Source organism: Microbulbifer mixtoriginis (SeqCode) (genome assembly GCF_052467945.1).
Genome location: NZ_CP174328.1, coordinates 2,477,043 through 2,489,943 on the forward strand (window position 1 = coordinate 2,477,043; position 12,901 = coordinate 2,489,943).

12 protein-coding genes are annotated in these 12,901 nt (G+C 41.0%); 3 read left to right on the forward strand and 9 right to left on the reverse strand.

Annotated elements, in window-relative coordinates:
* Positions 1 to 128: 128 nt before the first annotated feature.
* The 3 genes from ACJJIJ_RS10900 to ACJJIJ_RS10910 all read right to left on the reverse strand — a co-directional run bounded on the left by ACJJIJ_RS10900 (position 129) and on the right by ACJJIJ_RS10910 (position 2,067).
* On the reverse strand, positions 129 to 419 hold the full coding sequence (locus ACJJIJ_RS10900; protein ID WP_444939581.1) for a jacalin-like lectin: 291 nt from the start codon (positions 417 to 419) through the stop codon (positions 129 to 131).
* 81 nt (positions 420 to 500) lie between these two features.
* On the reverse strand, positions 501 to 953 hold the full coding sequence (locus ACJJIJ_RS10905) for a hypothetical protein (protein WP_444937404.1): 453 nt from the start codon (positions 951 to 953) through the stop codon (positions 501 to 503).
* A gap of 151 nt (positions 954 to 1,104) precedes the next feature.
* On the reverse strand, positions 1,105 to 2,067 hold the full coding sequence (locus tag ACJJIJ_RS10910; protein WP_252082317.1) for a PI-PLC domain-containing protein: 963 nt from the start codon (positions 2,065 to 2,067) through the stop codon (positions 1,105 to 1,107).
* A 432-nt stretch (positions 2,068 to 2,499) separates the two neighbouring features.
* On the opposite strand from ACJJIJ_RS10910, the gene ACJJIJ_RS10915 reads away from it, so the two are divergent.
* Positions 2,500 to 3,543, forward strand: a complete 1,044-nt coding sequence (locus ACJJIJ_RS10915; protein WP_444937405.1) for an alpha/beta hydrolase — start codon at positions 2,500 to 2,502, stop codon at positions 3,541 to 3,543.
* A gap of 24 nt (positions 3,544 to 3,567) precedes the next feature.
* Here ACJJIJ_RS10915 and ACJJIJ_RS10920 read toward each other — a convergent pair whose 3' ends face one another.
* Together ACJJIJ_RS10920 and ACJJIJ_RS10925 are read right to left on the reverse strand one after the other, a co-directional pair.
* Positions 3,568 to 3,897: a cupin domain-containing protein gene (locus tag ACJJIJ_RS10920; RefSeq protein WP_252082321.1), complete on the reverse strand. Its 330-nt coding sequence runs from the start codon at positions 3,895 to 3,897 to the stop codon at positions 3,568 to 3,570.
* 243 nt (positions 3,898 to 4,140) lie between these two features.
* Complete coding sequence (locus tag ACJJIJ_RS10925; protein WP_252082323.1) at positions 4,141 to 4,623, reverse strand: hypothetical protein; 483 nt, start codon at positions 4,621 to 4,623, stop codon at positions 4,141 to 4,143.
* 462 nt (positions 4,624 to 5,085) lie between these two features.
* Between ACJJIJ_RS10925 and ACJJIJ_RS10930 the strand changes: the two genes are divergently transcribed.
* Positions 5,086 to 6,246: a patatin-like phospholipase family protein gene (locus ACJJIJ_RS10930; protein ID WP_252082324.1), complete on the forward strand. Its 1,161-nt coding sequence runs from the start codon at positions 5,086 to 5,088 to the stop codon at positions 6,244 to 6,246.
* Between the two features lie 88 nt (positions 6,247 to 6,334).
* Here the strand turns inward: ACJJIJ_RS10930 and ACJJIJ_RS10935 are convergent, their stop codons facing one another.
* The 3 genes from ACJJIJ_RS10935 to ACJJIJ_RS10945 all read right to left on the reverse strand — a co-directional run bounded on the left by ACJJIJ_RS10935 (position 6,335) and on the right by ACJJIJ_RS10945 (position 8,933).
* Positions 6,335 to 6,559, reverse strand: a complete 225-nt coding sequence (locus tag ACJJIJ_RS10935; RefSeq protein WP_286036969.1) for a GDCCVxC domain-containing (seleno)protein — start codon at positions 6,557 to 6,559, stop codon at positions 6,335 to 6,337.
* 78 nt (positions 6,560 to 6,637) lie between these two features.
* A complete protein-coding gene (locus ACJJIJ_RS10940) occupies positions 6,638 to 7,345 on the reverse strand; it encodes an alpha/beta fold hydrolase (RefSeq protein WP_252082326.1) in 708 nt (235 codons plus the stop codon).
* 169 nt (positions 7,346 to 7,514) lie between these two features.
* Positions 7,515 to 8,933 carry a lytic polysaccharide monooxygenase gene (locus ACJJIJ_RS10945; protein ID WP_444937406.1) on the reverse strand — a complete coding sequence of 473 codons (1,419 nt, stop codon included), beginning with the start codon at positions 8,931 to 8,933 and terminating at the stop codon, positions 7,515 to 7,517.
* 928 nt (positions 8,934 to 9,861) lie between these two features.
* On the opposite strand from ACJJIJ_RS10945, the gene ACJJIJ_RS10950 reads away from it, so the two are divergent.
* Entirely contained in the window at positions 9,862 to 10,461 is a 600-nt protein-coding gene (locus ACJJIJ_RS10950; protein WP_252082332.1) for a hypothetical protein, read from the forward strand.
* Between the two features lie 104 nt (positions 10,462 to 10,565).
* Here the strand turns inward: ACJJIJ_RS10950 and ACJJIJ_RS10955 are convergent, their stop codons facing one another.
* On the reverse strand, positions 10,566 to 12,053 hold the full coding sequence (locus tag ACJJIJ_RS10955) for an APC family permease (protein ID WP_252082333.1): 1,488 nt from the start codon (positions 12,051 to 12,053) through the stop codon (positions 10,566 to 10,568).
* Positions 12,054 to 12,901: the final 848 nt, after the last annotated feature.

Here is a 12,901-nt window from a genome sequence, read left to right on the forward strand (position 1 = left end):
ACTCTCTCCTGTAAACCTGTAATCCAGTTTGGAATCAGCCAAGCGAGCAACAACATTAACGACATCTTTCACGTCACAGGTATTGTGAGATATTACCTGCCGCTTTGTGTTCATTAAAGCTTTCGTAGTCAATGCCACCAGAGGAGGTGGTTGTCATTATTGAGCCATTCCGTTGCGTAATAGCCAGCATTGATCAAAGAATTGGAAATCTTGTGCACACCCAAAGCAATAACTTCATCCCCTTGGCGCCCATGGAAAGCAAATATCTGCTGGGTAGAGGTAGAAGAATAGCTCTTACACGAACCCTGCTGCATGCCACCTGAAACTGTCTCCCCTGTACTGGAAGTCAGTTTTAAATAATAAATACTACCGGAACTGTACTTTTCATCATCCCAGCAGATTTTAACATCATCGAGTATTCACCACTGGCGGAGTCAATACTAAGGACAGAGCCCATTGAGCCACCATCTCCGTCACCATACTCAATGCAAAGTTCATGATCACTCGCATTTGCATGGCTGACATGCCTGCTGGAATTCATAACAAGCCTTTAACCCATCAATACGACTTCCAGAGCGAATTTGCATCGATTTCAAATTCATAGTGCCGCTACCAAGCAGTTTACGCTTGATTAAATCGATGGAATCAAATGGAGCACCACTAGTGCCACCAATCGCATCCTTTTTGAGGTAACCATAATCAGAGTAAGCATCCTGGCTGGCAAGCCAAAAATCCCCAAATACCATATAATAATTTACCCAAACCGAAGTTGTTATGCCCTTAGCATTTCTTTCAGCATAGAGTTCAGCACTTTCAAGCATATTATAGGGCATACCGTATTGATAGCCCTCTGCAGCACAAGCGCTATAGCCATCTGCCCAGGCACCGGTGGACTCCCTGATGTGCCAATTTCTATTAGCATCTACACACGAAATACACGGATCATAGAGCAATCATAATCTATAATCTCCCCATCATTAGTTAGCCAACTACAACTGTGCTCGGTACCCGGTGAGTCATCTCGCCAAGACCAAAGGTAATCTTCAATTTGTGGAGCTTTGGATGCTCCAATGTTTGTTGCATTGGCTTCAACCAAAGCCAACTCTATCCGCTGGTAACCTGCCTGTGCTTTTTTTGGACGGTATCACCATAAATTTTGATATCGTTCTTACTGTACTCCGTAGTCGCATCCAGTGCGACGCTGAAATTGCCATTTTTATAGTGGGTGGTAGCGCTGCTATTACCATCAGAATCCGCTGTCAAATGGATGGAATTTTGAGCCAAAGGTTCATTGGAGGTTAGATTGCCAGCAGTATCCATTTCATCCACGCCAATCCAGACATTCCTTAAATACTTGCTTGTTTTGGATTCATCGTGATAATCGCAAAGATTATTACCCCCTGTGTGTGGATATCCTCTAGGTACCTGAGTAAAAAGAATAATGTTTCGCCCTGCATCCAGCACATCTTGCTTGCTTAAAGTTTGCACTGGCAATGAAGCACAATCCCCTTCCGCGTAACCCCAGTCAGTTGGCTTGAAAACATAGCCCCCCAGGCGACTCTCAATCATTTCACCAATTTTGTTCCTAAAATTCTGATGATAATCTGAATCATAAGCTTCGAATTTTATAAATAACACTTCATCCTGATTATCCTCAAGAAAATCCGTGATCTCATCAAAACCATCCCCGAGAGTTGCCGCTGTGCCTACCATGTATATGCACATAATGGCCTCTTCAAGTCCCATATGACATATGTGTGGAGTAGAACTAAACGTGGATGAAGGGTAGGTATCGTACTCCACTAGGCGGATACCACGATGGAACAGCTTCTCAGGGGCATACCATTGATTAACATCGGTATATACTCCCTGATCCCACTGGAAAGAAGCATAGGCATTATGTGCCCCTGCCCACAGCGTTTTTGACAACGGTGCCCTAGTATCAATTTGTCCCTGCAAATCCAACCGATGCACCTTAGCATCCCCTGAATCAATTTCTCCAGCAGCCATCATCGATACTGAGATTCCCAGTAAAAAAATAGATAACGAGTTAATTATTCTTAGCAATATTTATCCCTGACAGATGTTTGATAGTGAAAACACAAAATACAGAGTGTCTCTCCAGTTTTTCGGGGGTTGAGTAGCGCTGGCGTTTCAATAGGAAAATTACCCTAAAAGATCGCAGTAAAAGTGAATCCTTAACGTTACTTAACCATTCCATAATGCGTACACATTTTTAGATAGGAGGATTGAGAAGTAATTTGAAAATTATCACTCTGGATCTTTCTTATTTTTTAACTATTACTTCACACACCTAGTAGCTGCTCACAGTCAATCTATAAAGCTATTTTTCATAAATTTTCACAATAGGCACAAATAAATTAGCGCTGAACGCTATCATTTAGGTATGAGTGTAAAGTTTCACTTTTACTTCTGAACGTCCCATCTGGATGAATGTTATCCCGAGGCAACACTGGATTCAGGCAGCATTTCCAACACATGGTTGAAAAAATAGACGAAGCTATAAGCGTCCAACCTTCTCCAATAGAAATACCCTACCGTCAGTACCAAGCCACAAGATACGGAAAAATCATGGCCTATACCGTTGACAGTCAATTCAGCCAAGCAATCGAGAAATTTAGGGCTTTACTGGAATCCATAGAGCCAATAGTAGTAGGTGATGTGGCCACAAGACGTGAGGTTGGTGAGCATGTTCTCAGAGAGGTATTTCAAACCCATCCCATGCCAACCGATGTATCAATAGAAGATTTTCTGGTAAAGCTGCCCGATGAATCCAGTATCTTATTGCGATGGTACTGTAAACAAAACTCAACGCCGGGGTCAGCGGTACTCTACTTACATGGTGGGGGCTTGATCTTCAATGATGTAGGAATATACGACCGATTAGTCGCAAACTATGTCTCAAAGAGTGGCGTGCCATTTCTCTCAGTGGATTATCGCAAAGCGCCAGAATATCCTTATCCAACCCCCATTGAGGATTGTTACTCGGCATTGTGCTGGCTACATAAGAATGCCAAATTGCTGCAAGTAGACCCCAACAGGTTAGCTGTTATGGGCGATAGCGCTGGCGGAGGGCTGTCTGCGGCACTGACCATCTTATCAAGGGACAGGAATGGCCCTTCTTTAGCAAAACAAATTCTTATATATCCAATGCTTGATGACCGGAATACTGTTGAGGACCCAAAGCTGGCTCCCTATGTACTTTGGACTAATGATGACAACCTTACCGCTTGGCAGGCTTATCTCGGAGAAACAATGGGTACAAGTAAAGTAACCGCTGTTGCCGCTCCAGCTCACTTAAAAAACGCGAAAGGATTGCCCTCCGCATATATTGAAATTGGGGAATTGGACATTTTCCGCAATGAAAATATTGAATATGCACGCTTACTCGCCAATGACGAGGTAAGTACTGAGTTCCACTTGCGTCCAGGCGTTAATCACGCTTGGGAGGTATTTACACCTACAATCCCAATCTCCATTAGAGCCATGGATGACCGTATTCGGGTTATTCAATCCGTTTAAACTTAATAAATTTTGCTGGGGAAGTTAAAGGCTTTTTTCTTTATCTTTAGCTTGAAACCAAAACTCGATTTCATCTGTATCCTCTTCAAATGAGGCAGCATGTTCAGTATTTGCCGGAACATAGTACCAATCGCCAATTCCAAAGCGCTGAACATCACCATTCATACTCAGTATCAACTCGCCTTTCGTAATCACCCCATAATTATCAGTCGCATGCGTATGATCTGGAATAACAGTGCCCGCCGGATATGATGCAAAAAGGACATCACCTCCTTTTGCCTCCAACTTGTAGGCATCAAACCGACCATCATAAATAGGTAGCTGCTTAATTCTATCTGGATAACTTCCTGACATTCTGGATACACTCCTTGTATTAAACTTTGAGCCCCGCTCCTGCAAATAAAATATTAGACCAGGAAGATAAAGAGCGCACTATCCGAAATAAAATAACACAAGACATTAGCGGCTGCATCTAACCTATAGAGAAAAAATAGTTAATCAAAGAGAGGCAAAACTCAAACAGACACTAGAGAACCAATTATATTGATATATTACAGCAACCACCTTAGATGCAGCGAATTGCCTTTCTATTTTATTCTATCGTGTTTTAATTTCTATTGAGAATTCCACCCCCTCCAATGACTGAAGGTAATCAGGATTTTCAGGATCGTTTATTAGCTTACCACTAAAAGAGACATTCTCAGCCTTTTGCTGCGTCTCAAAAAGATTAGGCAATGTGCTTTTTCTGGAGAAATCATACTTCTCAACTGAAGATACGCCCTTCTCGAAAGCTGCACTGATATCTATCGGCCTAGAGCTTTTTTCAGTGGCGAGATCGCTTTGAGGGCCATGTTGGTTATCAGGAGTTTCAGTGTGATCTTCTACACTTGAAATATCATCTTTAGATAGCTCAGTGGAACTAACAATGTCCTGTAATTGTTTTTCCTGCTCCAGCGTCCCCTCAACGACCTCTTCAGTACCAAGCCTAGCTTCCCCCCCAGATTCAATTGAAAGTGACTCGGGCCTGCCACATGAAGCCAAAATCAACAACAAAAGGGCCACAAAAAAATATTTAAACATAATTATTAGCCTAGAGCTCACAGCTTAGAATTCTTTACAAAACCAGTGGGTCTATATCTAGGGTTCGGTACACATCTATAATGACTCTATCTTAGCATAAGTCATAATTCGATCAGCAGAATACAGTGACTCTAGGAGGTTATCCTAAACATCATCTTTTTGAAAGGTAGTTATTCTCAATACCTGTGCAAAACGCTAACAGACAGTCAGAATATTGACTATGTAGATATCACAAGACCAACCAGATTATATACTCTTCTGCAATATATGCATTTCGATAGAATTCCACAGGGAATAGCCATCTCAGCCACTCCGATCAAAACACCAACAACCCTACCAACAATATAATTTATAAATAAGAAAAATAAAAATTAAATCAAAAACTTCACTAAAAGCCACTTGGAAATAAATATTATTGCTCAAATTATGCCTGAATTGTCGGCAGGCTACTTGGGTGACACAATGAAGACCTGGCAACTTACACCCATTATACTTCTATTGTTAGCCACAATTGGCATCACAATTTATATCTACAATCATCGCTTTACTGAAAAAACAAAGTTCCATAGGATACCGATTACTGAAGAAGCCATTATCTATGAAGCCCCCCTCAAGGATAAAGAAACCATCAACATCCTAATTTTGGATGGTGGAGGGGTTCGAGGTCTTATCCCACTATATGTTCTTCAATATATTGAACGTCAAGTAGGCAAGCCTATAAATGAAATATTTGATGTTTTCAGTGGAGTATCCACCGGAGCTATTATTGCTACAGGAATCAACATTCCTATGAAACAACTACGTGAACAATATGGTGACTACGGCTCAAAAATAGACCTACTGATAAAACTTTACAAATCTGAAAGTAAATATTTATTCTCAACACCCTGGTATCATAAAATATTGACTGGAGCTGGAATGTTTTCACCGAGGTTCATGGGAGATCGACTCCATCAAGTTTTAAAATTTCATTACTCAGAAAACTTAAAATTTACTGATTTAGAAAAACCAGTCATTATGCCTTCTCTTGACATCTACACTGGAAGGGTACATCTTTTTAAAAATTATGGTGAAGAAATTGCTGAACTCCCTTCAAACAGTGTCTATCAGCTAGTGGTTGCTGCATCCAGTGCGGAAGGGGTATTCCCTCCTGTAGACTTTATAACATCAAGCAGGGACCTCAGTCATCGATATTTTGCAGATGCCGCGGTATCAGAAAATGATCCGACCAGCATGATATTACTGGACATTGTTGAAAAATACCCAAATAAAAATTTTTACATACTTATAATGGGATCGGGCACCCCGCCTCTGCGTAGCGCAAAGGATAGTTATCAAGACATAAAAAACTGGGGGCGACTGCAATGGTTTCCTGACATCATCACAGATGTACAACGATCTATGGATACGCAGCAGCTCTACGCTCTAAGAATTGCAAAATTATTATCTCCAAAAGGGAGGATAGAATTTGACTACTTAAACGTAAAAGTAAACAATCCCAAAGTCGGAATTTTTGACTACGAATCAATCGATTCATTAAAAATTCATGCAGATAGATTAATAGAAGAAAATAAGCCGGAAATTGATCAAGCCATTGAACACCTAAAGGAGAGATCAGAATAGAATGGGCTAAACGCCTATACTTTCGACCCCGCTTGAGCCAACAGCCTACCTATTTATATTTTCTTACCACTAAAATTATGGCTGCCCCTTACGAGGAGCAACAGGATTTTCCATCTTTTTGAACCGGTGGGCATGCAACCGTTCCATAAGAGCAAAATACACAGCAATCGCCTTTCTTGGGGCTTAATAGCTCTCCACAACTCTTGCACTGATAGAACCATTGGCAGGCATCAATCGGCATAGTTTCCGTATGATCATGACCACATAAAGGGCAGGTGATCCTGGAAGTTAAAACCTGTGCACTTCTTATCATATCAATCCCTTTAACATTTGTGACTTAGGTTATAAAAACAAGTCCAGAGTTTCTAAAGCAGTAACCTGATAACGATATTTAAATACAATCTATTAGCATCTGCGTTAATTCCTCAGGCTTATCAATCATTACATCATGTCCACATTGAATAGAGTTGGACTGCCATCCGCTATCCCGCTGTGCTATTTCATAAAATGGCTTACCAATTCCCGGAGCCCACCCTGTTGCATAGATATAAATGCGATCAGGAATTAGTTTCCAAGCCCCCTCTAAAAAGATTGGTTGCTCAAAGGTCTTGAGGGGCTGGTCTACACTGCGCCTATTAACCCAGGCCTGATCATGAATATTTACTCCAAAGTTTTTAGCCTGATCTGGGGCTACCAGAAAGCCTTTATCTGTAGATCTCGCACTTTCAAGTAAGGTAGAACCTATTTCCTTAGGTAAGAGTTCTAAAGTGCATAGCCCGCTCTCCGGTACCAAAGCATCAAGATATACAAGGGTGCTGACAGTACTGGGTACCTTATCAGCAACACTGGTAATGACCATTCCCCCATAGCTATGACCACATAAAATGATGTTAGAGAGTTCTTCCGATTCAATGACACCAAGAACATCCTGAATATGTGTGTCCAGGTCAATCTTATCATTTAAAAGGTGAACTCTCTCTCCTAGACCTGTTAATGTGGGAGCAAATACTAAATGGCCAAAATTACGCAAGCGATCCTCAACCCGCCGCCAACACCAACCTCCCTGCCAAGCGCCATGTACCAAAACGAAGGTTGCCATCGGTTGCCACCTTTATGTACGTAATGAATTTACATGTAATAACCGGCCAAAGAGGCTGGTAAGAAATGACTTGGAAAGCAGTATTTCATGCTGTCAATACTAAGGAAATGGGCCACCTATATTCAACCGCCTCCCTCTCATTATATGGAAGCGGTTGAGAATGTTTATGTTACTGACATGAGCTCTGCTCCCAGTATTGGGGTGCAGCAGTGGGAGACCACCAGTTTGGCCCGTAGGTGGAAGTATATACCTGGCCCTCAAAAGTTACACGATCACCAGACTGATAGGCCTCATCGCCTGCGTAAGGCTGCTGAAATTCCGGGCAGGAAGCTGCCGTGTCGCCCTCTGTGCTGGTATTGTCATCAGAATTGTTATTAGAGGAAGTATTGCCTGATCCCGTATCAGAATCGCTGTTTGATTCACCCCCTACCGTTTGACAAGTCGTTTCAATCCAAAGTGCTGGCGCCGAGCTTGGAGACCACCAATTGGGCTCGTGTTTGGATTCGTAAGCGATACCATCAAAAATAACGATATCCCCAATCGCGTAACCCGGATCACCAGCGTAGGGCTGCTCAAATACTGCACAAGAGGTAGTCCCAGTATTCCCACTACCTTCGGTGTTTCCAGTATCATCTGAATCGTTGTCATTGGTATCTGAAGTACCATCCCCCTGATCAGCACTAAGTTCGTACCCAATCTCAACGTTTCTCAGGCCACTATTTTCTAGCAGATAAATACTATTAATACCGTACAAGGGTTCAAAGCTGCTGCTACCATCATAATCACCAGCTCTTATACTGGTTTGCTCTCGGTTAATCAATTCAGCCAAGTCGTGAGACCAATTTTCTGCGATCCCTTGCTCACTTGACATAATCTCCAGAAGTGTAGAATAAGAGCTATTTTCTCCGGAGCTATCAAACACACGGGTATATACTTTGTCTCCAATATTTAAGTCTTGTGTTGGATTAATTGTGCCTACAGCACTCCACGCAGTGTTGGTAACATTATCACCATCAAACTCAACATCGATGACGTTATAAAAAGCATTCACTGTATCACCAACATCCCAAACAGCGAGGATGACATGGTAACCCTCACGATCTGGAACCTGACACTCATGTGTCATATTTGTTGGAGGTTGCTCATAGTTTCCATCCACTTCACAGAAGGGATCAAGATCAAACTGATCACGGGTTAACGACGCGTTAGGATTCCAGTTTTCTTTGGTAATATAGTATTTCCAATCTCTGCTTACATGATTCGCAGTAAAGTGCCATTTAAAGGTTTGCCAACCAGAACTGATATAATTCTTAACCCAGCGATCAGAAGACTGTTCATTTAGCTCTGACCAAGAGCTATTCCCCGCACTGGCAATCTGCCCATCTGCGGGTCCACTTTCCGGGAAGCCTTCATTACCCTCTACACTTTGTGGTTCCCACTGAACTGCACCGCAGTTTATATTCATTTCTCCAGAGTCGAGAGGATATTTACATAGTGTCCCACGTGCGGATGCAACCCCGCCATCAGCAGCTTCTACATAACCATGGCCAAGTACATTAGAGCTAATTCCGGTTAAAACTACAGCCATTAACGTATGACTAAAAAAAGGTTTTTTAAATACAGAAGCTAATTTGGTTTTTCGGTAAATCATATCTTTGCCTGTTATTCAATCTTGTCCGACGTCCTTCCCCAGTTAAGCTAGATCCTTCACTTACCGAAGCAGGTTTTACTTCAGAAGTAGCGTTAGCGACAAAGCTATGGACCGCCATTGATTAACACGGTTCCTAGAAACCAAGCAAAAAGCCATTTAGATTGAAAATAGAACCCTGCTCTCACAACAATTCAGTAAAAGCAATATAAAACTACTTAAAAAAACCAAGAGAGCATATAAAACTAAAATTATGATTCGAATTCACAATGCCTTGATAAAATTAATGAACACTAACGACAATTACGGCCAGATTTTTGGCGCCCAAAAACAAGCCAATAAAAAACAAGGATCAGTAGCCACGTTTTCCACATTTGCTGCACAATTACGCTGTAAGATGTCCGATTGAGGAGGCCCATCAATAGTTATCTTCTAACCACAAGCACAATAAATCCTGATGGCTAACAGGCAAACCGCGCACAAAAAGATATTTCCCAACTCTACTTCGGTTCAATTCTAACCGGGAAATAAAATAAAAGCAGAGCAAGCGCATTTATGCATAGTTGAAAGTCTACAAGTGTAAATAAATAGAGCTATATAACGTCAATTGCACTCTGAGAACTCTGTCTGCCTTCCAAGTGAAGAACCCAAAACCACTAACAGAAACCACACGCCTATACTTTCGAACAGGAAGGGCATGATCTCCACCTTAAAAACTGAAAGAGCTCACCAGTAAAATCCCAAGCAATACTTCTCTTTCAATTTGTAATTAACTGATATTGATCAAGGTCACCGCGTGATGTACGGTTATATTGGCAATGACCAAACAGTCATATAATTGATAATTATCCGATATGGAGGCAATGTTATGGCAGTTCAGCTAGGTGGTAATTATGCTGCTTATCGATTCAGACCGGAATGTACCTGGGTGACAGGCACCAATGCAGGAGAGCTGCGTTCTGATGGTTATGGTTCCTGTGTAGGGCTAGTACTCTATAGCGGCGCCCCTAGAAAGATTGGTGTAGTCGCTCATTTTTCAGGATCAATGCAAGCTCCGCAGGTAAGAAATGATGCCCTTGAGATAATGGCAGCAGTCTGCCCTATTGCACCGGGAAGAAAGTGGCGGGGATGGGTTTTTGGTGGCGTATCACTCAATGGTAGCTCTTCACATCAAACCATGCTTGGAAATGGATCTAGCTTGACACACACACGAGTGTTAGTTGATACCGTACGTGGCGTGTTGGAATTTAATCGTATGTTTGATGTTAATTTTAACATTACGAATATGGAAAGATTTAATTTCACTACCCAGGGAGTTTTCACTGAGATGACTTTACGTCAAGGTGGAAATTATGTTGGACATCAGGGTGTTAAGTTAGATCTCGCCAGCGGAAGAGTAACCTGGGATGATCTCAATCATGGTTCAGGCAACTCGAAAGCCAATAAGATGATTAATTCTATGTTTTGACCTTCAAAATTTGACCTGGCAGATATCTCAACACTGCTGCCAGGTCAAACCTTTCAGACCCATTTTTTATGAAGATGCCCACTTTATGAGAATATCTTTTACCCTCAATCTCTTGCCTTATAACTTTTGCAGAATTCAACATAATAACGCGAAGATATCAACAGATAAAAAGCTGCAGATGCGCTTATTATCAACCAAGCATTTGATATAAAGTACAAGCTCCATAAGTATGCCAAAAATGGAAAAGTAAATATAATTAGCTTATGAAAACCAGCTTTTGTTATATGAAGTCCTGCATATATAGAGACCAAAACTGATAAAGATGCACATACTAAAAGCAGCGAAGAAGACTGTAATGTCTGCATTAATAAACCCAGTAAGATAAAAACTATCAGCCCAAACCAACGAGTGCTAGGCTCAAGTGCTCCCATACTGATAGGCGCTGCCATATAACTAACAATATGGTACCCTGTTACTATTACCATAAGTGCTGCCCAACTATCCGCATTAGCCAAAACAATAGCTGCCAATACCCAGTTAACTAGAATGGATCGTCTGGAAATATTGTGGACAGGATCTAGCACCGCTAGCCAGCGAGGCATTTGCCCTACCTTGGCCATCGCAAATAAAATCCTTGATGAAGCTCCAAGGTACGTATATCCAGAAGCTGAGGGGCTAGTGATACTATCTGCAAGTAATATTAAAGCCAAAAAGTGCAGGCCAAGCAGAGTGGCTAGATCTAACAGTGGTGAAGCAAAATTCAACCCCTGCCAGCCACCATTCTCTATCAACACCTGATGTGGAACGGCCTCCATAAAAGCAAACTGCAATGACAAATAAACCAAAGTAATGATTACTATCGATAGTGTTATAGCCAAAGGGATATTGCGTTTAGGATTTTTGATTTCACTAGCAAAAGCAACACTTACTTGAAATCCATTGTAGGAATAGATCAAACCCGCACCAATAATGGCTGAAAAGGCACTATGGAACTCAAACTCCTGACTGGAAGGAAGAGAAAAATTTGAGCCTATGTGATTTCGGGCAAAAACTACAATGAGTAATACTGTCAGAGCAAATAGTGGAGTAAAAATCTTGAGTACAGTTACAATATTATTGATTTTAGTTAGCCAACGAATACCATAAAAATTAATCAGTAGATATAGCGCTAAGATGCTAAGGGCAAGTAACTTTCCCCAAATCGTAAGACTATGACTTTCAATCAATAAAGAAGATCCAATAGCAGAAGAAAGATACTGTGTAGTAGCCTGAGCCTCCGTTGCAACAACCATTAAAATGCCAAACCAATTGGCAAAGGAGAAAGGCATACCAAAGATACTGTTATAAGAAAAAGCACAGGCTTGAGCTAGCGCGCCTCGGACCGGATAAATCGACACGACACGCGCAAGACACAAACCTACCATCAAAACTAAAGCTGCAGCGAGTATCCACGCCATAAATGCCCAGTTACCTGCATATCTAGCCGTTAATTGGGCGCTAAACAGCCAGCCCGAACCTATCATGCAAGTAGCACTGAGCAATGTTGCGCTTAATAGCGTCGCTTTTTTCTTACCACCCTTCTTATGATGCATATTTGGTAGATTTTTATAATTTATATTTTGAGTAGATCACCATTTTACCAATCGAAGCATATCAGTAATTCTTATTCACCTGCTTGACCAAAAAACACACACAAGCTTTTTCAGCTACTTTTCTACAGTTCACAGCGTCCAATAGTTTTCTTACGAACTTATATAAACTTACCAAGTTCATAACCTCTAAGAAGTTTTAAAGCCTAATGTTTAACTATTCATCCTAGATATTCTGTGGTTAACAAATTCAATACCGATCAATTGAAGCACCTAGTATACTGTTTAACTATTAACCTACATAAAATTAAAATCATTCGTCGTATAATGCCTCCAAAAGGCATAGAATTCGTCATTCTATCTACTAATATATTTATATTTTCTATCTACCTTTAGCCCACCTAAAAAGAAAAATATATTTGATTAAGCTCCCTATATCAGTACAACATATTGCAAGCGCATTAGAGTCACAATTGATAGCAAATAGCTTTTGGGGAACTCACCTGCATTGGCCTACGTTGGATTGAAGGCTATAAGTAAGCACCAACAAAAATAAATCCATCATCTTAATAGTTATAAAACTATAAAAACTGGCAGCTCATATAGCAATGAAACACTATTTATTTAACTATCTGCAACTGTTTCAATAGATCGGCATACAAGTTTATCTTTTGTTTTAAAAAATTGTGCGATCACCACCTTAAATTGATTATGCAAGACAGTGAAGCATTGTAAGGTTTCCCCTGAAAAATTATTAAGTTATTTTTCAACCAATTAATATCAATCAAGGATTGATTCAACTTCCATTCAAACATCTTTCCTAGCTTAATATTTCAAGGAAGTTAAATGCC

Coding starts and splice junctions, on each gene's coding strand:
- ACJJIJ_RS10915 (WP_444937405.1), top strand. CDS start 2,500: ATGGTTGAAAAAATAGACGAAGCTATAAGCGTCCAACCTTCTCCAATA.
- ACJJIJ_RS10920 (WP_252082321.1), bottom strand. CDS start 3,897: ATGTCAGGAAGTTATCCAGATAGAATTAAGCAGCTACCTATTTATGAT.
- ACJJIJ_RS10925 (WP_252082323.1), bottom strand. CDS start 4,623: ATGTTTAAATATTTTTTTGTGGCCCTTTTGTTGTTGATTTTGGCTTCA.
- ACJJIJ_RS10930 (WP_252082324.1), top strand. CDS start 5,086: ATGAAGACCTGGCAACTTACACCCATTATACTTCTATTGTTAGCCACA.
- ACJJIJ_RS10935 (WP_286036969.1), bottom strand. CDS start 6,559: ATGATAAGAAGTGCACAGGTTTTAACTTCCAGGATCACCTGCCCTTTA.
- ACJJIJ_RS10940 (WP_252082326.1), bottom strand. CDS start 7,345: ATGGCAACCTTCGTTTTGGTACATGGCGCTTGGCAGGGAGGTTGGTGT.
- ACJJIJ_RS10945 (WP_444937406.1), bottom strand. CDS start 8,933: ATGGCTGTAGTTTTAACCGGAATTAGCTCTAATGTACTTGGCCATGGT.
- ACJJIJ_RS10950 (WP_252082332.1), top strand. CDS start 9,862: ATGGCAGTTCAGCTAGGTGGTAATTATGCTGCTTATCGATTCAGACCG.
- ACJJIJ_RS10955 (WP_252082333.1), bottom strand. CDS start 12,053: ATGCATCATAAGAAGGGTGGTAAGAAAAAAGCGACGCTATTAAGCGCA.